18 protein-coding genes are annotated in these 22,282 nt (G+C 68.6%); 6 read left to right on the forward strand and 12 right to left on the reverse strand.

What is annotated here, in order from left to right:
• Window positions 1-119 precede the first annotated feature (119 nt).
• Together lysX and C8271_RS01415 are read left to right on the forward strand one after the other, a co-directional pair.
• Window positions 120-3,560, forward strand: a complete 3,441-nt coding sequence (lysX, locus tag C8271_RS01410; RefSeq protein ID WP_170957758.1) for a bifunctional lysylphosphatidylglycerol synthetase/lysine--tRNA ligase LysX — start codon at window positions 120-122, stop codon at window positions 3,558-3,560.
• A 221-nt stretch (window positions 3,561-3,781) separates the two neighbouring features.
• Window positions 3,782-5,287, forward strand: coding sequence for an LssY C-terminal domain-containing protein (locus C8271_RS01415; protein ID WP_106505811.1), 1,506 nt, complete (start codon window positions 3,782-3,784; stop codon window positions 5,285-5,287).
• A gap of 194 nt (window positions 5,288-5,481) precedes the next feature.
• Here the strand turns inward: C8271_RS01415 and nhaA are convergent, their stop codons facing one another.
• Complete coding sequence (gene nhaA / locus C8271_RS01420; protein WP_106505812.1) at window positions 5,482-6,879, reverse strand: Na+/H+ antiporter NhaA; 1,398 nt, start codon at window positions 6,877-6,879, stop codon at window positions 5,482-5,484.
• A 61-nt stretch (window positions 6,880-6,940) separates the two neighbouring features.
• Entirely contained in the window at window positions 6,941-8,353 is a 1,413-nt protein-coding gene (locus tag C8271_RS01425; protein WP_106505813.1) for a sodium:proton antiporter, read from the reverse strand.
• 342 nt (window positions 8,354-8,695) lie between these two features.
• On the opposite strand from C8271_RS01425, the gene C8271_RS01430 reads away from it, so the two are divergent.
• The 3 genes from C8271_RS01430 (at window position 8,696) to C8271_RS01440 (ending at window position 11,471) form a co-directional block, all read left to right on the forward strand.
• Window positions 8,696-8,905, forward strand: coding sequence for a hypothetical protein (locus C8271_RS01430; RefSeq protein ID WP_106505814.1), 210 nt, complete (start codon window positions 8,696-8,698; stop codon window positions 8,903-8,905).
• 15 nt (window positions 8,906-8,920) lie between these two features.
• Window positions 8,921-9,493, forward strand: a complete 573-nt coding sequence (locus C8271_RS01435; RefSeq protein ID WP_106505815.1) for a hypothetical protein — start codon at window positions 8,921-8,923, stop codon at window positions 9,491-9,493.
• A gap of 151 nt (window positions 9,494-9,644) precedes the next feature.
• Entirely contained in the window at window positions 9,645-11,471 is a 1,827-nt protein-coding gene (locus C8271_RS01440) for a serine hydrolase domain-containing protein (protein WP_106505816.1), read from the forward strand.
• A gap of 6 nt (window positions 11,472-11,477) precedes the next feature.
• Here C8271_RS01440 and C8271_RS01445 read toward each other — a convergent pair whose 3' ends face one another.
• The 3 genes from C8271_RS01445 to C8271_RS01455 form a co-directional block, all read right to left on the reverse strand.
• On the reverse strand, window positions 11,478-13,307 hold the full coding sequence (locus tag C8271_RS01445) for an ABC transporter ATP-binding protein (RefSeq protein ID WP_106505817.1): 1,830 nt from the start codon (window positions 13,305-13,307) through the stop codon (window positions 11,478-11,480).
• Complete coding sequence (locus C8271_RS01450; RefSeq protein ID WP_106507788.1) at window positions 13,304-15,136, reverse strand: ABC transporter ATP-binding protein; 1,833 nt, start codon at window positions 15,134-15,136, stop codon at window positions 13,304-13,306. The genes C8271_RS01445 and C8271_RS01450 overlap by 4 nt, the downstream gene beginning before the upstream one ends.
• A gap of 140 nt (window positions 15,137-15,276) precedes the next feature.
• Window positions 15,277-15,645 carry a hypothetical protein gene (locus C8271_RS01455; RefSeq protein ID WP_245920723.1) on the reverse strand — a complete coding sequence of 123 codons (369 nt, stop codon included), beginning with the start codon at window positions 15,643-15,645 and terminating at the stop codon, window positions 15,277-15,279.
• 131 nt (window positions 15,646-15,776) lie between these two features.
• Between C8271_RS01455 and C8271_RS01460 the strand changes: the two genes are divergently transcribed.
• Complete coding sequence (locus tag C8271_RS01460) at window positions 15,777-16,550, forward strand: alpha/beta hydrolase (RefSeq protein ID WP_106505819.1); 774 nt, start codon at window positions 15,777-15,779, stop codon at window positions 16,548-16,550.
• Between the two features lie 133 nt (window positions 16,551-16,683).
• Here C8271_RS01460 and C8271_RS01465 read toward each other — a convergent pair whose 3' ends face one another.
• The 7 genes from C8271_RS01465 to C8271_RS01500 form a co-directional block, all read right to left on the reverse strand.
• A complete protein-coding gene (locus C8271_RS01465) occupies window positions 16,684-17,088 on the reverse strand; it encodes a hypothetical protein (protein ID WP_106505820.1) in 405 nt (134 codons plus the stop codon).
• Window positions 17,085-18,287, reverse strand: coding sequence for a serine hydrolase domain-containing protein (locus tag C8271_RS01470; RefSeq protein WP_170957759.1), 1,203 nt, complete (start codon window positions 18,285-18,287; stop codon window positions 17,085-17,087). The genes C8271_RS01465 and C8271_RS01470 overlap by 4 nt, the downstream gene beginning before the upstream one ends.
• Complete coding sequence (locus C8271_RS01475) at window positions 18,284-18,934, reverse strand: ArsR family transcriptional regulator (RefSeq protein WP_106507789.1); 651 nt, start codon at window positions 18,932-18,934, stop codon at window positions 18,284-18,286. Before C8271_RS01475 ends, C8271_RS01470 begins: the two co-directional genes overlap by 4 nt.
• 271 nt (window positions 18,935-19,205) lie before the next feature.
• The gene (locus tag C8271_RS01485) at window positions 19,206-19,751 is read right to left on the reverse strand and encodes a hypothetical protein (protein ID WP_106505822.1); all 546 of its coding nucleotides are present in this window, start codon (window positions 19,749-19,751) and stop codon (window positions 19,206-19,208) included.
• 126 nt (window positions 19,752-19,877) lie between these two features.
• Window positions 19,878-20,360: a hypothetical protein gene (locus tag C8271_RS01490; protein WP_245920725.1), complete on the reverse strand. Its 483-nt coding sequence runs from the start codon at window positions 20,358-20,360 to the stop codon at window positions 19,878-19,880.
• Between the two features lie 80 nt (window positions 20,361-20,440).
• The gene (locus C8271_RS01495; protein ID WP_106505823.1) at window positions 20,441-21,364 is read right to left on the reverse strand and encodes a LysR family transcriptional regulator; all 924 of its coding nucleotides are present in this window, start codon (window positions 21,362-21,364) and stop codon (window positions 20,441-20,443) included.
• Window positions 21,365-21,369: 5 nt separating this feature from the next.
• Entirely contained in the window at window positions 21,370-22,272 is a 903-nt protein-coding gene (locus tag C8271_RS01500; RefSeq protein WP_106505824.1) for an ornithine cyclodeaminase, read from the reverse strand.
• Between the last annotated feature and the right edge of the window lie 10 nt (window positions 22,273-22,282).

Here is a 22,282-nt window from a genome sequence, read left to right on the forward strand (position 1 = left end):
ACGTGGCCGATGGTCGAGTACAGCAGCTGTTTTCTCGACTTTGGTCGAGGGTTGTGTGCACAGTGCGGCAGGCAGGTGGGACGTACATTGGAGCCCGTATTCACGGAAGGGCACCGCGCATGGACCGCAGCGAGAAGATGAGACATGCTCGCACCGAGCGCGCCGTCGACCTGCTGATCTGGGGGCACATCCTCGCGGCCCTGGCGAGTCTTGGCGCGCTGCTGTACGTCAGGCAGGGGCGCCAGCTGCCGTCGTTGCCGGAGCTGGTCTTCTCCGCGATCAACGTGCCCGTCTTCCCGTCGTTCGTCTCCGTGGCCTTGCTGATGCTCCTGATCAGCGGCCTCGTGCGACGCAAGCGTCTGGCTCTGCTCGGTGTCGCAACCCTGCAGGTCACCGGGGCGCTCTACTCCGCCACCCGCTTCGTCACAGTGGCCAGCCAAGGCGCCTTGCCCGGCCCGACCGGCCCGCGCGGTGCCGTGATACTGCCTGTGATCGCGGCTGATCTCCTCAGCCCGGTCGCCGCCGTCGCCATGCTCGTCCTGCTGTTCCGTCTGCGCGGCGCGTTCCCGGGCACCGTGGCGCGGCGTTCATGGCCGCAGGCACTCTTGGTGCTCGCCGGTGGGGTGGCGGTCACGGTGGGCGTGACCTATCTGATGCTGCTGGCTACGGTGAACGACCCCCGCGGTGAGGGCCGGCTGCTGCTGTTCTCCCTGGGCAGAGCAATGGGTCTGGTGGCAGGCCGGATCGGTGGCACACCGGCGCAGGTGTCGCTCGTGACCGGCCTGCTGCTGGGGCTGACTGTGCTGGCTGCAGCTGTGATCTTCCTGCGGTCGCCGAAGGGGGACCGTACACGCACCGGTGAGCAGGAAGTCGCTCTGCGTCGCCTGCTTGCTGAGCACGGCCGTGCTGATTCTCTGAGCTACTTCGCTACCCGTCGGGACAAAGAACTCGTGTTCTCGCCAGACGGCGAGGCTGTGATCGCGTACGAGGTCTCGGGAGCGGTTGCTGTGGCCGCGGGTGATCCGATTGGGGTGCGCAGCTCGTGGCCTGCAGCGATGGATGAGTTCCTCGTGCTGTGCCGCCGCTCTGGCTGGATTCCGTCGGCGCTTGCAGCAGGCGAGGATGCGGCCCGCGCCTGGACCGAGCGTGGCCTGATCGCTGTGCCGATGGGCGACGAGGCGATCCTGGATGCCGAGCATTTCCAGACGGCGTCGACCTCTCTCACTGAGGTGCGTCGCGCCGCGGCGCGGGCCCGTGCTGACGGTGTGCAGGTGCGTCTTCGCCGGCATGGGTCACTCACGGTGGAGGAACGCGCAGAGATGATCCGCTGCGCGAACGCCTGGCGGCACGACGGTGACGAGCGCGGCTTCTCCATGGCACTCTCCCGCCTGGGCGATCCTGCCGACGCGACGTGCCTGCTGGTCAGTGCCCACGCCGCCGACGGCACGTGGGTGGGACTGCTCAGCCTGGTGCCCTGGGGACGCACTGGTGCGAGCCTGGACGTTATGCGGCGGTCACCCACAGCCCCGCACGGCGTGATGGAACTGATGGTCTCCACACTGCTCACAGACGGCCCGCGCCTGGGCGTGAAGCAGGTCAGCCTGAACTTCGCGATGTTCCGCCAGGTCTTCGACGATGCGGAGAAGCTGGGGGCCTCGGTCACGACCCGGATCATCGCCGCGGTGCTGCAGCGCGCCGACCGCTGGTTCCAGCTGGAGCGCCTGTACCGCTCGAACCAGAAATACAGGCCGACGTGGGTGACGCGATACCTGCTCGCCGATGGTCTGCCGTCACTGCCACGGACCGCGCTTGCCGCCGCGCGTCTCGAGGGATTCGCACCCCGTCTCACCCGACCCGCGCCGGAGGCCCCCGCGCTGGATGCCACCCAGCTCGACGACGTGCGCCGCATCGAGTCTGCCGCCCCGGTGCCGTCGGATCTGGCGCCGCGACGCTCGGACCAGTCCCGCCACCGCGTGCTGCACCTTGAACAGCTGAGGGCCGCCGGGATGGAGCCGTACCCGGTGGGGGTGCCCGCACCCATGGACCTCGCCGAGGTCGCGAAGAAAGTGCAGGCCGATGCGGCGGGGTCGGTCTCTCTGGAGCCTACGGAGGGGGCTGCCGGGCATCTGCGGGACGACGGGACGGGGACGCATCCTGTGGCGTCGTCGGCCCCTCTGAATCCCTCGGAGGACCCGCTGACGCACGACGGGCAAGATCGAGGGGAACTGCGTGTTGCGGGGCGTGTACGGCACCTGCGCGACTTGGGCGGTGTCGCGTTCGTCGAGCTCATGGATCGGTCCGAGCGCTTGCAGGCGATCATGGAGCGGGAGCAGCTGGGCGCCGCATCCTTCGACCTGCTGACTCGTGCTGTGGACCGCGGTGACCTGCTCGAGATCTCGGGGCGCCCAGGGCGCTCGCGCACCGGGGAGCCGTCGCTCATCGGGGCCAGCTGGCGGATCGTCTCGAAAGCGCTGCAGCCGATCCCCTTCGACTCTTTCGAGGACCCAGAGTCGCGTCTGCGACGCCGCGCCACCGATCTGATCGTGCACCCTCAGACCGCCGAGCTGTTACGCGCACGCTCCGCCGTTGTTCAGGCGGTGCGGCAGACCCTTCTCGATGCTGGGGCGATGGAGGTTGAGACACCGGTTCTCGCGACCGTGCACGGCGGTGCGAATGCTCGCCCCTTCCGCACCCGCATCAACGCCTACGACACGGACCTCACCCTGCGCATCGCCCCCGAGCTGCAGCTCAAGAAGCTGCTGGTGGGTGGACTCGGCCCGATCTTCGAGATCGGCCGCAACTTCCGCAACGAGGGCGCTGACGCTACGCACAATCCCGAGTTCACGGCCCTGGAGACCTACTGGCCGTACTCGGATTACACCGGCATGCGCCACCTCACTGAACGATTGGTGCGGGCTGCCGCGCGTGCGGTGCACGGTGACGAGGTGTTACCTGTGGGGGAGGGCGGTGCCCTCGTGGACGTCTCGGGGCCGTGGGAGGTGATCACGGTGTGCGATGCGGTCTCCCGTGCTGTGGGACGCAGCGTGGACGTGAACACCGATATCGATGAGCTGCTCGAGATCATCCGTGATCATGACCTTGAGGTGCGTGAAGACATGGGGCCGGGCGCCCTCATCGAGGAGCTGTACGGCGAGCTGGTCGAGCCCGCCACCATGATGCCGACGTTCTACCTGGATTTCCCAGCCGAGACGTCGCCGCTGACCGCGCCGCACCGCAGCTGTCCCGGGCTCGTGGAACGCTGGGATCTGGTGGCGGGAGGTATGGAGATCGGCACCGCCTACTCCGAGCTCGCCGACCCGCTCATCCAACGCGAACGCCTCACGGCGCAGTCGTTGAAGGCTGCCGCGGGTGACGCGGAGGCCATGGAAGTGGACGAGTCCTTTCTGGAGGCGCTCGAGAACGCGATGCCGCCCGCCGGGGGCCTGGGCATCGGCATGGACCGCCTGGCCATGCTGATCACGCGCACCGCGATCCGCGACGTGCTGGCCTTCCCCTTCGTTCGGCCGCACCCCCGCACTGCGGGATCACCTGGGGCGTAAGGGCGTGGTGCCGCGTGTGGTCGCTCATGGACGTATAGCTGGGGCCAGGTGGATTATTCGCACGGCTCCACGAATACCGCCATGCGTGAACGATGCAGCGGCGGGGCGGCGGTGTCGGGCGGTGGCGCGGTGCGGCCCGGCGTGACCGCGCAGATGGGCGGCGGTGCCGCCGTGCCCGCGACAGTGCGAGTCAGCGCCCCTGCGCCGCCTACGATGTCGGCATGACCCCGGCGCGCCGTTCGAGACTGGCTCCCCTGCAGCGGCCGGTCCCGTCAGAGCCACCCGAATACGACCACGACCGCGGCCACACCACCGTCGGCCCCCGTATCGAGATCTACGGCCTGCTCGACACGCTGTTCATCATCGCCGGCCTGGTGGTGTCTGTGTGGCTCGCGGTGCTGTATCTGCTGGAGGGCTTCTCCCTCACCCCGGTGAGGCTGCTGTACCTGGTGGGGTTCTGGTTGCTGCTCACCTACATCGCGCTGCCGCGACTGCATCAGCTGCTCACGTGGATCTATCTGCCCGACTACTTCTTCGGTCGTACCCGCACCACCGAGGGAGTGCTCTCTGACCCGATCAACCTGGCGTTCGACGGGAAGGAGGTTGACCTGCACGTCGCCATGCGCAAGGCAGGCTGGGTGCTCGCCGAGGAGCGCACGGTCGGCTCTGCGTGGGGCATGGTGCGCGCCACTCTGATGCGTGACTCCTATCCGTCGGCCCCTGTGTCTGACCTCTATCTGCTGGGGCGTCGGCATGACTTCACGTACCAGCAGGAAGTGGGCGGCACCACCGCTAAGCGCCACCACGTGCGCTTCTGGCGCGTCCCCAAAGACTTCGTGCTGCCCGGCGGCTACCGCGCCGACTGGCTGGCGGCCGGAACCTATGACCGTGCCGTCGGCTTCTCCTTCTTCACCCTGCAGTTCACGCACCGGATCGACGAGAACATCGACGTTGAGCGCGACTACATCATCGACACGGTGCGGTACGCGGATCCGGACATTGACGTCGAGGTGATCGAGGATTTCTCCACGTCGTATCTGCATCGCAACGGGCAGGGCGACAGGATCCGCACCGACGGTGACCTGCCGATCGTGGACGTGACCGGCGCCGCCGCACGCTCCGACGGGGCGACTGCGGTGATGCTGCCTCGGCATCGCCCCACCGGTATCTCCGTGATGAAGGCGCGGGCGCTTGCGGCGGCGCAGGCCGCGGTGGATGCGAAACGCGAGAAGCTCTCGCGGCGCCAGCTCAGCGGCCAGTGGCAGGACACCGTGGAGGACCTGCAGGATGTGTGGGCCGGGGCCGCCGACCATCATCTGCCGCCGCCCACGATCCTGTTCACCGCCGGCCTCGTGCTGGTGCAGGCGATCCTGCTGGGCATCCAGTGGGCCGCCCGCGCGCTGGACGCGGATCTGGGGTTGATCGCCGAAGACGTGGTCGCCCTGCTGCCACACGCTGATGCGCTAGGTGCCGCGACCGTCCTGTGCCTGGTCAGTGCTGCCCTCGTGGTCGGCGTGTTTCGACGCAACCGGTGGGCGCGCCTCGCCCTGATGGCGGTGTTCACGGCCGACGCCCTGGTGAGGCTCGCCATGGCGACCTCTGCCACGGGGGAGGTCGAGCATTCGCTGCTGGTGGGCGTGGGCGCGAGTGCGCTCGGCGTTATGGCGATCTCCTCGGACGCCTCACGGCTCTGGGTGCAGACCCAGCGGCTCGGCCCGCGCGACTGAGCCGAGCGCATCCCTCGGGGCGCCGACGGTCGGGGCGCCGACGGTCGGGGCGCCGACGGTCGGGGTGCGAACGGCGACGGCCGACGGGCAGGCCACGCGGTACGCGGGCGCTGTGCGATCCCGGCGAGTAGGCAGGCCGGCGCACCGACGGCGTCGGCCTCAGTGCTCACTGCCGTCGGCCGACGCCGCCGTGCTCAGCGCTCCGACTGACCTCGCGGGGTATCGGCGTGGCCCTGTTCAGAGCCGCCCGTGCGGGCGGAGTCGTCGGCGAACACGTCCGGGATACCGTCCCGGTTCACGTCCTCATGCTCGCGGGCGTAGATCTTCTTGTAGTGCGCATCGCGCGGCAGCAGGAGCACGGCGCCGACGATCGCAGCGAGCACGGAGGCGGTGAGCACGCCCACCTTCGCCACATCGTGCAACGGATCTTCGACCGCGAAGCTCAGCTCCGCCACCAGCAGCGAGACGGTGAATCCGATTCCCGCGACCGACGCGAGGCCCGTGAGGTCGTACCAGGTGATGTCGGGGTCCAGGTTCGCGCGCCGCAGCCGGGTGACCAGGAATGTGGAGCCGACGATCCCCAGGATCTTGCCGCCGACGAGCCCCAGGATCACGCCGAGTGCCACGGTGGACTGCCAGGCGTCGAGCAGACCGGAGAACCCGCCGACGGCCACGCCCGCGCTGAAGAACGCGAACACAGGCACAGCGAACCCCGAGGAGAGCGGCCGGAAACGGTGCTCTAGGGTCTGCAGCAGTGAGTACTTCTCGCCGAACGGCGAGCGGGCGCTGGCGGGTACGGCGAACGCGAGCACCACACCGGCGATCGTGGCGTGGATGCCGGAGTTGTAGAACAACGCCCAGGTCACGATAGCCAGCGGCAGTAGCAGCAGCCACGCGGCAGCGTAGGACCGCTTGAACCAGGACTCCGCCTTGATGGCGAGCAGGGCGAACAGCGCGATCGGCACGATCGAGAGCGCGAGCCAGCCCAGCTGCAGGTCGCTCGTGTAGAAGATCGCGATGATGAGGATGGCGATGAGGTCATCCACGATCGCGAGGGTGAGCAGGAAGGTGCGCAGCGCCGCCGGCATGTGTGAGCCGATGATGGCGAGCACCGCGAGCGCGAAGGCGATATCGGTGGCGGCGGGGATCGCCCAGCCGCTCAACGAGCCCTCCGGCCCGAACATGTTGATCGCCGAGTAGATCAGTGCCGGGGTGATCACGCCGCCGAACGCGGCAGCTACCGGCACGAGGGCGCGGCCCGGGTCGCGCAGATCTCCGCGCGTGAATTCGTGCTTCAGCTCGAGCCCGGCCATGAAGAAGAACAGGGCGAGCAGACCGTCGGCTGCCCAGTGGCCCACGGACATCTTCAGACTGAAGTCACCGATGTCGAAGCCCAGGTAGGTGTCGCGCACACCGAAGTACAGGTCGGACAGCGGCGTGTTCGCAAAGATAAGCGCCGCTGCGGCGGCGATCACGAGGAGTAATCCACCGACGGTCTCGGTGGTGATGAGCTTCTCGATGCGGGAGTACTCACGGTAGGTGCCGCGCTCGAGGATGTGCCGCGGCACGTCGGGACTCGGGGACGTGGTCACTGGGAATCTCCTGACGTCGAGGATCGGGTGGGGCGGGAGCGGAGCCGCGCACCCGATGCCGTCAGGCGTGAGTGGCGGACTCCGTGGACGAAGAAGCAGCGCGGGGCGCGCGAGCGAGCAGTGCGCAACGGATAAGCAGCGCGAGGAGCACGAACACCCCCGCGATGGTGCTCCAGATACCGGAGGCGATGAACAGCAGCACCATCGCCAGCAGCACCGGCGCGAGGTAGCGGAACGCTTCGCGGACGTAGCCCAAGAACGACGGCATGTCGACACCGTCGGACTCGGCTAACGATTTCACCATGAAGTTCGGTCCGTTGCCGATATAGGTCAGTGCACCGCACAGCACGGCGCCCAATGAAATGGACACCAGAAGCGCCTCGGGCACGTCCGCCACACGCGGCTCGCCCGCGATCTGGGTGGACATCTCGAAGAACGTCGCGTACGTGGGGGCGTTGTCCAGCACGGCGGAGAGGCCGCCGGTGAAGACGAACAGCGTCACCTCGTTCAGGGGCAGGCGCGGGGCGACGGCGCGCAGCACCTGCAGTGCCGGCACCATCGTCAGGAAAATCCCGACGAACAGCGCGGCGACCTCGAGGATCGGCCCGAAGGTGAACTGGTTGTCCTCGAACCGTACCTTCTTGGATCCCAGCAGGTAGGAGCCGGCGGCTGCGGCCAGCATGACCATCTCGCGCCACGGCACCCAGTTCAGGCCCTCGATGTGCCCGTGTGCGACGGCATCGATCTCCAACGACGGCACTAGCGCGACGGCCAGGATGATCATCGCGAACCACAGGAAGTTCGAGGCACCCATCAGGCGCAGCGGTTCCACGGTGGAGGCGTCTTCGCTGATCGTGGCCGGCGACTCCTTGGCATGCATCGTCCGGTCGAGCGCCCAGTACGTGGCCAGGAGCAGGGTGTTGACGAACAGCCATTGCGGCAGCAGCGAGAAGGTCCAGGTGAAGGGGACGCCACGCAGCATGCCGAGGAACAGTGGCGGATCGCCGAGCGGGGTGAGCAGGCCGCCGCAGTTGGCGACGATCAGGATCGTGAACACGACGGTGTGCGCTCGGTAGCGTCGTTCGTGGTTGGTGTTCAGCAGCGGCCGGATGAGGAGCATGGCTGCACCGGTGGTGCCGATGAAGCTCGCCAGGAGACCACCGATGGCCAGGAAGATCGTGTTCGTGCGCGGGGTGGCCGCCAGATCGCCGCGCAGGAAGATCCCGCCGGACACCGTGAACAGGGCGAACAGCAGCGCGATGAACTGCACGTACTCGATCACTGCATGGGCGACCAGCTCCGGGCGTCCCACCACCAGGAGCGTCACCGCCACCGGCACACCCAGGGCGAGGGCATACAGCAACTGGTTGCGGGGCTTCTCCCAGTGGTGGGCGAGGGCGGGGATCAGCGGGAATGCGGCGATGCCGAGCAGCATCAGGATGAAGGGAATGATGCTCCATGCCGGGAACGACATCGTTCCGTGCTCCTTCTCCGTGGAGCCTGCGTCGCATGGTCGTACGCAGGCACCTCCTGGCGGAGATGGATGGTCCGGCCTGCGCCCAGGCAGGTGGTGGGGCGGAGAGCGTCATCGGATCCTTCGGGGTCGTGGACGGCGGGCACAGGGCCCGTGCCGACCAGTCTTCCCGGCTCTCCGGGGCCCACTCTCTCATGCCGACGTCTCGAGAGGGTGGGGCCTCGGGTCCTGGCCGGGGTGACCGAGACCCAGATCTCAGTCCCCACGGCTGCCCGGTGCTGCTCTCTGGCGGTGCCGCGTCGGCGCAGTCTTCCTGGTCTGGCGGATATCCTGGCTCGCAGCATGATGCACCCGGTCGTTCTGCAGACAGGCACGGTCACCGCGCTCGTCGGCGCCACCGTCATGGTGTTCGCCCTCCGGCTCGAGGTGCTGTGCGAGGCGGACCGGATCGTGGTGCGCGAGAACGGAACTGTGGTGGAATCAGGGCAGGACGAGGAGCTGGCGAACACGGGTGGAGGATTCGCGGCCCTGCTCGCGAATCAGGAGACTTGAGGGGGACGCTGCACGATGACCGCACCGCGTAATCCGTCGTCGGACCATCTGGCCGGTCCGATGGCCCCTGTCGGCGGCCAGCCTGTGACCGCTCCGACGGTCCCACCGCACGGACAGCCGCACCTGCTGCAGCAGCGGCGCTGGGTGATCGTGCTGGCCGTCGCTGCCAGCGTGCACCTTCTATGCGATGTCCTTGGAACCTACCTCGTCCCGCTGCTCGCGGTGCCGACGTCGGATGCGCGGATGGCACTCGTGGTGTCGGGTCTGCTGGTGATTTCCGTGGTGGTGGTCCTGTTCATCAGCTGGCTGGCGACACTGGTGGCCGGCATCGTGGTGGCCGTGCGGGAGCGCGCGCTGGCTCGGGTCGGCGCGTTCGTGATCCTGATCAGCATCCTCGCATCGACCCTGTTCGTCTTTGAGTTCGATGCCGAGGGGAACGGGTCCGTTGACGGGCTCGACGCCGTGGTGCAGGCAGCGTCCCTGATCGCCACGATCGCCGGCATCCTGCAGTCGATCGCGTTGGCTGTCGGCCTGGTCATGGTGCTGATCGCCCTCGTGCGGGACCGCGCCGCCATACGCCGACTGTGAGCCGCCCCGAGCGACGGTGAGCCGCCCCGCCCGACGGTGAGCGGTCCCGCTCTATCCACAATCCCGACGGCGGTCTTGAAACGGTGGCCTGGCGCTCCTAGCGTCGGCTCCCACGTGCACAGATGCATGTGACGCCGACGAAGGAGCCCCCGTGGACACCTCTGCCCGCCGCACCACCGTCCGACCCAGCCGTCGCAGCGTGATCCTCGGATCCGCCGCCGTGACCGGGACGGTCCTGCTGCCCGCCGCGGCCCATGCCGCCCCGCACACCGGGCCAGACTCCGCCGACGGTGACTCCGCCGGCCGGGGCCGCCGCGACCGCCACCCGTGGGACCGCTCCCGTGGCCCGAAGCGCCGACTGCGCGACGGGAACCCCGCGTCCGCAGGTCTTGATGCCACGCTGCTCGAGCAGATCCCCCGCATCCTGCAGGACGGCATCGACTTCGATCCCGCCCGTTTCTCCGGTGCCACTGCCCTGGTGGCGCGTAAGGGACGCATCGCCCACCGCAGCGCCCGCGGCTACGCCTTGCGCTGGAAGAGCGACACCGAGCTGCTGCCCGAGGGTCAGTGGATCCCGGCCGCGGCCGACACCATCTACGACCTTGCCTCGATCTCGAAGATCTTCACCGCCGTCACGGTCATGCAGCTGGTGGAGCGGGGCGAATTGGGCCTTGAGGACACCATCGCCTCCCATTTCCCGGACTTCGCCCAGAACGGGAAGGAGTCCCTCACCGTCCAGCAGCTCCTCACTCACTCCAGCGGTCTGCCCGCCGGCATCAACCTGTTCACCGATCCGCTCACCGATGAGGAGAAGGTCGCCAGGGTGATGGCGGTGAAGCTGAGCAACCCGCCCGGGACGGCTTACATGTATTCCGATGTGGGCTTGATCGTGCTGGGCCTGCTCGTCGAACACCTCACCGGTCAGAGCCTCGATGAGGTCGTCGCCGAGCGCGTCACCGGCCCGCTGGGCATGACCGAGACGATGTACAACCCGCCGCAGGAGCTTCTGCCCCGCATCGCCGCCACGGAGGCGACGGGTGAGCGCGGGCTCGTGCACGGCGTCGTCCATGACGAGAACGCCGCGGCTCTCGGTGGAGTGGCCGGTCACGCCGGCGTCTTCTCCACCGCTGATGACCTGGCGATCTTCGCGCAGATGTTCCTCAACGGCGGCTCTTACGGAAAGGCCCGCGTGCTCAGGCCGGAGACCGTTGAGAGCATGTTCACTGACCACATCGCGGAGATCAACGGGCCCGGAGGCGACCGTCGAGGACTGGGGCCCGAGCTGGAGGCCTGGTTCTACCACTCCGGCCTCACCAGCCCGTACAGCGCCGGCCACACCGGCTTCACCGGTACCTGCCTGGTGATCGATCCGCTCACGGACACCTTCCACATCATGCTGGCGAACTCCGTGCACCCCACCCGCGAGTGGTCCACCACCTCGGTGACCCGCCGCGAGGTGTCCACCTGTGTGGCGCGGGCCCTCGGCCTGGACCCGTCGCTCACCGAACGCGGCTGGGCCGCCGGCACCGAGGACGACGCCACCGCGATCCTCTCCGCACTGGTGGAGATCCCTGAGGGCATCGATCAGGCGGCCCGGCTGACGATCGATATCTCCCACCACCTGGAGACCACCTCCGACCTGCTCATGGTGGAGGCGAGCGCCGACGGCGGCGAGACCTGGGTGGGCCTGAACGGTGCGCTCGAGGCTCGAGGCGGCCGTGTGCAGGAGATCGTCGACGGGCTCGTCACCGGCTGGGGCGAGAGGGTCCGCTGGGATGGCGACTTCCGCATCGCCGATGGCCGCGAGCCGCTCACCGGTGAGGTCGAGCTGCGGCTGCGTGTGGTGACCGACGAGGCGATCCACGGCCTCGGCGTGCACCTGTCCCGACTGCGGGTGTCCGCTGACCACGATCGGCTGCTGGACACCCGCCGTGAGCCGGACGCGCTCGTGGCGGTCGGGTGGCAGGAGATCGGCTGAGTCAGCTCACAGCGAGTCCTGCCACGCCTGGTACAGCGCAGCGAATCGGCCGCCGGCCGAGACCAGCTCCTGCGGGGAACCGTCCTCGACCACCCGACCGTCGTGGACGACCAGCACGCGGTCGGCGATCATCACCGTGGACAGGCGGTGCGCGATGATCAGCGCGGTGCGCTGCCCCAGCAGCTTCGTCAGACCCTCCTGCACCATCCGCTCCGAGGGGATGTCCAGCGAACTGGTGGCCTCATCGAGGATCAGCACCTTCGGGTCCGCCAGGAAGGCGCGGGCGAAGGAGATCAGCTGGCGCTGACCGGCGCTGACACGTCCGCCACGCTTGTTCACGTCGGTGTCATAGCCGTAGGGGAGGTCGGCGATGAAATCGTCGGCGCCGATCGCGGCGGCTGCCGCCTCGATCTCTTCGCGGGAGGCACCGGGACGCCCCAGCTCGATGTTGTCCGCGACGGTGCCGGAGAACAGGTACGCCTCCTGGGTGACCATCACGATGTTGCGGGTCAGGTCCTCCATGGAGATGTCCCGCAGGTCCACGCCGTCCAGCGTCACCTGGCCCTCGCTCGCGTCGTAGAAGCGCGAGATGAGCTTGGCGATGGTCGACTTGCCGGCGCCGGTCTGGCCTACCAAGGCCACTGTCTGCCCCGCAGGGATGTGCAGGTCCAGCGGCTTGAGCACGGTCGGGCCGTCCTCCGAGTAGCGGAAGGAGACCTGTTCGAAGTCGATCCGTCCGGTGGCCTCCGCCATCGGGGTCGGATTCTCGGGATCCTTGACGTGGGGCACCTCGGCCAGCAGGGTCGAGATCTTCTCCAGGGCAGCGGCGGCGGACTGGAACGTGTTGTAGAAGTTCGCGATCGCGTCGATCGGCATGAAGAACTGGCGCGAGTACAGCACCAGCGCCACCAGCACGCCGACCTCGAGGTCGCCGGCCAGCACACGGAAACCGCCCACGACCAGCACCACCGCGATCGTCGCGTTGCCGAGGATGCGCAGCGCCGGCTGGTAGATGCCGAAGATCATGATCGAGCGCAGCGAGGCGTTGCGGTAGTCGTCGGTGAGGACGTCGAAGGTCTTCTCGTTGCGCTCCTGCTTGCGGAAGGCCTTCACCGCGCGGATGCCGCTCATGGCTTCCACGAAGTGCACGATCATGCGCGCCGAGTGGGTGCGGATCGCTCGGTACTCCTCGCGGGAGCGTTTCTGGAACCAGATCGTCAGGAACACGCCGGGGATCAGCATCAGCAGCATGACCACACCGGTCACCCAGTCCATGCCGACGATCAGCACGACGGTGAACACCATGGACAGGGCGGAGCCGATCACCACGTTGACACCGGAGTCGAGCAGCTCGCGCAACGCCTCCATATCGGAGGTCTGGCGGGAGACGATACGGCCCGAGGTGTAGTGCTCGTGGAACTCCAGATCCTGCTTCTGGGTGAAGCGGAATACCCGACGGCGCAGGTCCAGCAGCATCCGCTGGCCCACCACGACCGACTGGCGCACATAGCCGAAGGTGAGCACGCCGCCCACGATCGCGGCGCCGGTCAGCAGCGCGGCCGCCATCAGCGCGGGCAGTTCGTCGCCGCGGGCGAGGGCGGGCAGGCCGGTGTCGATGCCCCAGGCGATGATCGCCGGGCCCGCCACGGTCGCGAGCTGAGCGATCACGACCATGATGCCGATCCACAGGAACTGCCACTTCACGGGCTTGACGAGGGAGCCCAGCAGACGCAGGGAACGTCGGCGTGAAGCGCGGTTCTCCTCGGCGGTGAAGGTCTGCTGGCCGTCCTGGTTGTGGTCCTGTTCGGCGGGTTTCTGCGTCGTACCGGTGTTCATCGCTGTCCCGCCTGCCCCTGCAGAGCGCTCAGGTTCAGCTCGCCCGTCAGTGTCTCGATATCCCGGTCGCGCCGGGCCTCCTCCTCCTGGTTGGCGATCACCCAGCGGTACCGGGCGGAGGTGCGCATCAGCTCCTCATGGGTGCCGACGGCCTCGACCTTCCCGTGGTCCAGCAGGGCGACGCGGTCGGCGAGGGCCACGGTGGAGGTGCGGTGGGCGACGATCAGCGTGGTGGTGCCGTCGAGCACCTCTCGCAGGCGCTCGGTGACGCGCTCCTCGGTCTTGGTGTCGAGTGCGGACAACGGATCGTCCAGCAGAAGCACCGTGGGTTTCGCGGCGATGGCGCGGGCCAGGGCCAGGCGCTGGCGCTGACCGCCGGACAGGCTCATGCCCTCCTCGCCGATACGGGTGTCCACTCCCTCGGGGAGGTCGTGGACGAAGCTGGCATCGGCAGTCTCCAGAGCGAGCTCCAGCAGCGCCTCGCGCTCCTCGTCGCTCAGGGACTCGTCGGCCCCCAGCAGCACGTTCGTGCGCACCGAGTCGGAGAACAGGGTCGCGTCCTCGAAGGCGACCGCTGTCAGGCGGCGCAGGTCCATCAGGTCCATGTCGCGGATGTCGACACCGTCGATGGTGATGCGACCGCCGGTGACGTCGTACAGGCGCGGCACCATCTGCAGCAGGGTCGACTTGCCGGAGCCGGTCACGCCGACCAGGGCCATCGTCTCGCCGGCCCGGATCTCCAGGTCGGCGCCGTCGATGACGTCGCTGACATGGTCGGGAGCATCGACGTAGCGGAAGTGGACGTCCTCCAGGCGCACCACACCCTTGGCATCGGCGATGCTCACGGGGACGGGCTTCTCGGGCGAGGTGATGGTGTTGACCTCGTCCATCACTTCATAGTGGCGGTCCAGAGCGGTCACCGTGTTCACAGCCTGACCGAAGAGCATGCCGAGCATCTGCACCGGACCGATGATCAGGGTGGCGGTCGCGAAATAGGAGGCCAGCTGGCCCACGTTCATGTCGCCGCGAGCGGTCAGGTGCAGGCCCACGAAGAGGCTCACACCCAACGCGAACTGGGGGAGCATGAACATGAACATGTTGAAGCGGGCCATGGCGGTGGCCTTCTGCACCTCGGTGGTGCGCAGCTCCTCGGCCTGATGCGTGAAGTCCTCGAGCGCGGTCGGGCCACGGCCGAAGGCCTTCAGCACCCGGATGCCCTGCACGGACTGCTCGATGGTGGTGGCGAGGTCGCCGTTGAGGTCCTGCGAGCGCCGGGAGAGCACCGAGTAGGTGCGGTTGAAGCGGAAGGCGATGATGCCCACCGGCAGTGCGGCGAGGAAGAAGATCAGGGACAGGATCAGGTTCGAGCGGATCAGCAGGAACATGCCGACGATGATCGTGACCGTGCTGGTGGTCAGCATGATCATGCCGAAGGCGACCCAGCGGCGGATCATCGAGATGTCGGAGATGACGCGCGAGAGCAGCTGGCCGGAGCCCCAGCCGTCATGGAACGACACTGGCATGTGCTGCACCTTCTTGTAGAAGTCGGTGCGCATGGTGCGTTCCACCTGGGTGGAGGGGGAGACCGCAAAGGTGCGTCGCAGCCAGATCATGGCGGCCTCGGCCAGACCCAGGGCGAGCACCACGGCGCCCGCGGTCCACACGGCGGCCGCGGTCGGGTCGGTGTTCAGACGGTTGACGATCACCTCGAGCACCTGCGGGATGAGCAGGGCGAGGATCGACGCCGTCAGGGCGCTGAGCAGGCCCAGATAGAGGCGGAAGCGGATGGGACGGACCGTCTGCCACAGGCGGCCCATGGTCGCGAGCATGGGTGGGGTGACCTCGGGGGCGAAGAGGAGGAGTGTGGGCGGGCTCACTAGCCTATCCCCGTCGGGGCGCCTGCGCCTGCCCTGTTCACCCTGCGGATAAGGAGGTCAGCCTCGGGGGGTGGCTGCCCGAGGAGGGGTGGTCAGTCGGCGTCGTCGGCGATCCAGTCGCCGTAGGCGGCGTCTGACAGCAGGGCCGACGCTCCTGCCGAGACGGCAGTGACCGTGAGCACTGCCGGCCATGCGCCGATCTTCTTGGCGAGCGGATGAGAGAGCCCGAAGCCGAGCAGATAGGTGGCGCCGAGCGCCGCGGTGGTCGCGCCACCGGTGCGGGCGAGCCAGGTACGGCCGGCCCAGAGCCCGGCTGCGGCCAGCACCACGCCGCCGAGCGGCCTGATGCCGGTCTCGCGTGCGGTCAGCCAGCCGCCGATGAGGCCGACGGTCACGACCGGGGCGGTGCGGACCTGCTCGGCGGGCTTGAGGGACATACCGGAGCTGCGCGTGGTGCTCATGGGGCGAGCGTAGCCCGTGAAGCCCGTTGAAGCCTCGCCGTGAGGGGCCGGCGCTCGTAGTGCCCCGCAGGCCGTGCCGTGCGCTGCTGTGCGGCAGACTGTGTGCAGATCCCACGCCCAGGAGGCCCCGAATGATCCGCATGCGCACCGACGTCTTCGCCGAGTCCCTCGGCATGGGCACATCGATGGTGGTGCTGTACCCGCAGGCTGCTGCCGGGATCGGCATGGACGGCAGTGACAGTGCGGGCGGGCGCGACGGCGTGCCCGTGCTCTACCTGCTGCACGGTCTGAGCGATGACTGCACCATCTGGGAGCGCCGCACCGCCATCGAGCGCTACGCCACCGAGAAGGGCATCGCCGTGGTGATGCCCGAGGTGCGCCGCTCCTTCTACGCCGACGAAGCCGTCGGCGAGAACTATTGGACATTCGTGAGCGAGGAACTGCCCGCCCTGGTGGCGAGCACTTTCCATGTCTCTACGGCGCGTGAGGACACCTTCGTGGCGGGTCTGTCGATGGGTGGCTTCGGCGCGTTCAAGCTCGCCCTGAACCACCCGGACCGCTTCGCCGCGGCGGCGAGCCTGTCAGGGGTGCTCGATGCCCGCGGTTTCCATCAGGGCGAGCACGGCGGTCATCTCGCCGAACGTGTGTGGGGAGGCAAGCCGCTGGAGGGCACGGCCGACGACCTTATCGGCCTGCTCGAGCAGGCCGACCCGGCGGTGCTGCCGCAGCTGTTCGTGGACTGCGGCACCGAGGACTTCCTGATCGAGCACAACCGGCGGTTTCTCGCTGCGGCCGAGGGCAGGGGTGTGGAGGTCACCTCTCGGTTGCGTCCCGGCGCCCACACCTGGGACTTCTGGGACACCGGCATCCAGGACGTGCTGGACTGGCTGCCGATCCGCGGCTGAGCGCTTCGACCGACGGAAATCCACCGGGGTCATCCGAGTGGCCCGGCGCCCCTAGGCACGGCGCAGACACGCAGAGGAACCGGAAGCGCCGGTCGGAGCCGGTCCCATGCCCGCGGGCACGGTGCATACGCGCTCAGAGCGCCGCGTACAGCGCCACCACAAGCAGTGCGATCAGGACCAGCGCCCCGGTGACCACTGTGGTGATCGACGGGCGGCGCAGAGCCGCGACCTGGAGCTTGGAGCCCTCCGCCTGGACAGCGGCGACCCTGCGTGGCCGCTTCTCGTCCAGCAGGCGCAGCACGGCGTAGACGGTCGCACCGGCGAGCCCCAGCATCAGCGCTGCCAGGATGAGGGCGAGCGAGGGCGGCAGCAGGGGGATCAGACCGAGGATCCCGAGTGTGACCGCCGCCGAGAACACAGTGGTCAGTACTCGCAGCGGATGCATGTCGCGGGCAATCAGCCGGTACCCATCCCACGCCAGGGAAGCGGTCAGGACGAGCCCGACGACCACGGGAACGTAACCGATGAGGGTGCTCATGCAGACACCTCCTTCGTGAGCAGACCGATCGCGAGCTCGTCCAGACTCAGCGCGGTCGCAGACATCAGCATCACGCCGCGCCCCGTCTCCGGCACCCAGCCGCAGAACGAGGCGAAACCACCGGTCATTCCGTTGTGCCAGTGGATCGTCGGCTGGTCGTCCCAGAGCAACTTGACCCAGCACATCGCCGTGTTCTCGTCGGGTTCCTCGAGGAGGACCTCGGTGGCTGCTGACGCCCCGGGCGCCGATCCGTCGATCATGCCCGTGAGGAACACGGTCATATCCGCGGGCGTTGACCGGATGCCGCCGGCGGGCGCGACCCCGCCGAGCGTCCAGTGACCGCTTCGGTGCCCCTGGCGGGTGTGACCTCGCACCGCGCTGTCGCGCAGTCCCTCGGGAGTCACCGGGACATAGGTGGAGCCCATGTCCAGCGGGTCCAGGATCCGCTCGCGCAGCAGGCTCACGTAATCCGTGCCGGCGGCGAGAGCGAGCAGCTGCCCGAGCAGGCCGACCCCCAGGTTCGAGTAGGCCGGCTCTCCCCGATCCGACGGCTTGAGGTCAAGGGCGCCGTCGATCACGTCGTCCACGTCCTGGAAGCCGTGCGGGTCCTTGCGCAACATATTTCGCCACGTCCCGCCCAGCGCCGCGCCCGGGGTCGCCGGAGGCAGACCGGCCGTGTGGGTGGCGAGCTCCTGCAGCGTCACATCCGCGATAGCGGAGCCGCTTGCACGCTCGCCGAGCACATCCTCGACGGTGGTGTCGAGGCGGAGTCCGTCCTTCTCGATGCCGAGCGCGAGGAGGTTCCCGGTGAAACCCTTGGAGACCGAGCCGATCTCGAACTCCGTCGTCTCCTCGACACCGAAGCCGGCGAAGCGGATCGAGCCGTCGGTGTCGATCAGCGTGACCGCGACGCGGCTGTGCCCGTCCAGGTGCTCGCGGACAGCCTCGGCGAGAGCCTCGTCGCCATTGACCTCGCCGAGGCTGCGGGGGCGAGGGAGGGCCAGTGCTCCTGTGCCGAGGATGGCGGCGAGACCAACACCCCCGATGGTCAGCGCCGTGCGGCGGCTCACGGAGTCGGCGGGGTCGGGAGCGGGCCCGGAGTCGCCCGTGCGCGGAGCATGTTCGGTGCTGTCCTCATGGGCAGAGGAGGGTTCGGTCGATTCGTCGGGGGCGGTGTCGTGGTCATGGCGATCGGTCACGAGGCCTCCAGTGCGGTGATGATGGTCAGAAGGGAGCATGTGCGTGCGGGCGGGATGCTCCAGGTGCCGCGCTGTGGCGAGGTCACCCAGCCGCCGGCCTGGAGCGCGGACAGGTGGTGGTAGGCGATGCCTGTCGAGCCCAGGTGCAGCAGGTCGACGAGCTGGGCGACGGTGCGGTCCTCCTCCAGCAGCAGACGGAGGATCGCCAGGCGCAAGGGGTGTCCGAGGGCGTTCAGGGGATCTGCGAGCTCGCTCCAGTCCTGGGCGAGGAGATGATCTGTGGGACGGCCCCACTGGTACTCGAAGCGACCACGTTCCACGGTCGCAGCCACGGCGTAGACGACCCCGCCGCGGTCGGGAAGCTGTGCCTTGAGTGTTTTCAGCGCCCAGAGGGGGGAGCTCGGGGGCTCCTTGTCCGGGGTGGTGTCGACCGCTGGCTCGTTGGTCTTTCGGGCCTCTCCGTCTATGGCGCCCGCCGCTGGGGCGGAGCTCACAGACGGGACCTTGAGCGTGATCGCATCGGAGGGTGCGGTGCCCGTGATCGCTGCTTCATCGAGGCGTTGCTCCACAGCGGCGAGCCTGGCTTCCATCTGTTCGAGCTGCTCGGAGAGCTTCGTGATCGTCCTCTCGCGCTTCTTCTCGCCCATGCTCACCGCCCTCTCCTGCCCTGTTCGCACGTGACGACCCTGATCATATTCCAAATAATCGAGAAGTTCGGAAAAGTTCAATGGGAAACGTTCTCGCAGGTAGTAGAGATGCTGTCGGACGCAGTGTCGGCCCGGTGCCCACACCGGGGACTTCTGGGACCGCGGCATCCAGGACGTGCTGGACTGGCTGCCCATTCACCGGTGACCGGCGCGCCGCCTCGACACAGTCGAGGGTTGGTCGACGATGAGCCGTGGCGCAGCAGCACGGTGCTCAGCGGTTGAGGATCCGCGCCGCCTTCGAGCGTGTGACCTTCTTCGAGGCGGCGATGATCGCCAGCACCACGTATGTGATGGGGCCGATGAACGCGACCCAGGCGCTGAGCGCGATCAAGAGGATCGTCGCGGGGAGCCACTCCTCGGGGATGTAGCCGCGGTCAACGGCCCACGGGTGCACGCCGAACAGCAGTGTGAAGAAGCTGATCATCAGCACGATGTTCGCGGCCCCGAAGAGGATCGCCCGTCCGCCCAAGCGTCGGGCGACCCGGTTGCGTCGTGCGACGATCGCGCCCGCGATGATGCCTGCGAGCGACGGCACGAGCAGGGAGAGGCCGGGAAAGCCGACGAGGGCGAGGAAGCCCAGGATCCATGGGAAGCGCCCGTCGTTCTTCGGTGAGGTGGGGAAGTGCGCCGGAGTGGGATGGGCGGGGAACCGGGCGGCACCCTCCTGGGGAATGCGACCCGGTTGTCCGGCCTGTCCCGGCGGCTGGACCGAGCCTGGTCGTGCGGCAGAACCCGGGTACGGAGCCTGCTGTGGCACCGGTGGATGCTGCGGTGTCGGTCTCGTGTGGCGCACGCGGCCACAGTAGCCGAGTCGATGCGACTGCCCGTCGCGCTGCCGTGGATCACTACGCGTGGTCGCGACACCGGCGGGGAGTCGTCGACGTCAGGTCCGGTGCGCCGCCGCCTGCAGGTCCAGCAGCTGGCCGACGGTCGCACGCATCTGCACGTTCTCGCCCACGATCACCAGGGGCAGTGCCGGGCGACCGCCGTGGTTCGCGAGCAGCTGCGCCGCCTCGTGATCCTGGTGCACGTTCACCCACACGATCGATTCGTGACGGTTGCGCAGAGCAGCCTGCATCCGCGAGGACAGCGGGTCTCCCGGGGCCCACAGCACGATCGCGGTGTCATCGCTGCGCTCGGACATGGCCTGGCGGAACGGGGTGTGCGGGCCGCGACGCAGAGGGCTCGTCCAATACCCCATGAGCAGTGCGAAGGCGGCGAACACAACGGCGGCCACGTCCTGCCCCATGAGCAGGAGTAGAGCGGCGACGGCCAACCCGCCCAGCAGCATGAACGACGGGCGCAGCCAGGCGCGTGCCGGGATGCGGCGTGCACGGGTGGTGGCGTCGGCGGGCGGGGGAGTCATCCGTCCAGGGTAGTCAGCGTCACCGGGCAGAGCGGTTCCACAGCGGTGCAGGGGTCGTTCCGCAGCCTGGCAGTGAGCGCTCAGTCGTCGGCTGTCTTCGCAGCGGATGCTTCGCGTTCCCTCGTCACACTCACGAGGGCGTCGCGCAGCGCGGCCACCGCCGGGATCGCCATCGCGCCCCGCCGGTTCAGCAGTCCGATCGTGCGGTCCTGCAGATCAGGTAGGGCGCGGGCGATGACCTGCTCGCAGCCGTATCCCTCCAGGGCGATCTGCGGCAGCAGTGTCACGCCGCCGCCGTGCACGATGAGGCGCTGCGCCACCGTTGAATCGTCGGTGGAATGGCGGATGTTCGGCTCGAAACCGGCCGTGCGGGCGCTGCTCAGCAGGTTCGCGCGGCAGCGTTCACAGCCAGCGATCCACTGCTCCTCGGCGAGGTCGGCGAGCCGCAGCCCGGGATCCTGCGCGCGCGGATGCGCCGCGGGCAGCACGGCGAGCACGGGATCGCTCGCGAGCGGCGTCCACTCCAGGGCGCCGCCCTCCTCGACTGCGCCGTCGGGGTAGCGGAACACCATCGCCAGGTCGATCTCCCCGTCGTCCAAGGCACGAATCGCATCCGGTGGTTCGAGCTCGTCGAAGGTCACCGTCAGATCCGGTGCGGACTCGTGCAGGCGGGCAAGCGCCGGCGGCAGCAGCACCGCGGCGGCCGACGGGAAGGTGCCGAAGCGGACCGTGCCGCGGCGCAGAGCAGTGAGATCGGCGAGCTCCTCACCGGCGGCTTCGAGCTGGGAGTGGATCGCTTCGGCGTGCACTGCGAGGCGTCTGCCTGCCTCGGTGGGTTCGACGCCGGTGGAGGAGCGCAGCAGCAGCTGGGTGCCGACCTCCTTCTCGAGCGCCGCAAGGTGCTGCGAGACCGCAGGCTGGGTCCACCCCAGCTCGCGGGCAGCGGCACCGAGCGAGCCTTTGCGCACCACGACGCGGAAGATGAGCAGCCGACGCGGATCCATGGGGCTCATCGTACGGGCGTCGCGGCGCGGGCGACGGCGTCGGCGAGCACCACGTCACCGAGACCGGAGCCGAGATTCTGCGCGACCAGCAGCCCGTCGGGTCGCCCATCGCGCAGCAGAGCGCCGGTCGCAGCGGTAGCGCGCGGGTAGTCGGCGCTGAGTTTCACGGGGCGCAGCGCCTCGAACTGTTCGGGGTCATCGGCCACGACCGTGCCGGTGCTCGCCACATCGCGCCCGGCAATGGTCGCATAGTCCAGCGGCAGCAGCGTCGCATCAGGCGCCACCTCCTGCGGCGAGAGCGCGAGCCCGTCGAGCCCGATCGGCAAGCCGGAGATGATCACCCCGGCGCCACGGAGCGCGCTGACGCGATCGGTGGTGGTGCGCAGTTCGAGGTACGGGGTGTGCCGAGCGCACCAGGTGACCAGGTCATCGAGCGCCTCCTGGCGCCTGCCCCACACCGTCAGCGGGCCGCGACCCAGGGCCTCGATCACGCGGGCGTGCGAGCGGGCCTGCACGCCGGTGCCGAAGAACACCGCGGGCCGATCATCCAGGGCCAGGCTCGCCCCGGTCACCGCCGCGGTGCGCAGTGCGGTGAGTTCTCCGGCGGCCATGGTCGCGCGAGTGGAGCCGTCGGCGCCTGAGAGCACCATCAACCCGTCGATCATCTCGGCGCCGCGCTCACGGTTCGACGGCGTGATCACCACCCATTTGACGCCCAGCAGCCCCCGCTCCGGCCACGCCGCCGGCATCGCGTTCGCGAACCCACCCTCCTCGTGCACGACCTGCGACTTCGGGGTGACCGACGCGCTGCCGTCGGCGAGCGCGAGAAGTGTCTCGCGCATGAGATCCACCGCCTGGGCAGGCGAGGGGAGATGTTCGTGGACCTGGGCATCGCTGAGGTGCATCATGCCTCGACGC

Source organism: Brachybacterium timonense (genome assembly GCF_900258505.1).
Lineage (GTDB): Bacteria > Actinomycetota > Actinomycetes > Actinomycetales > Dermabacteraceae > Brachybacterium > Brachybacterium timonense.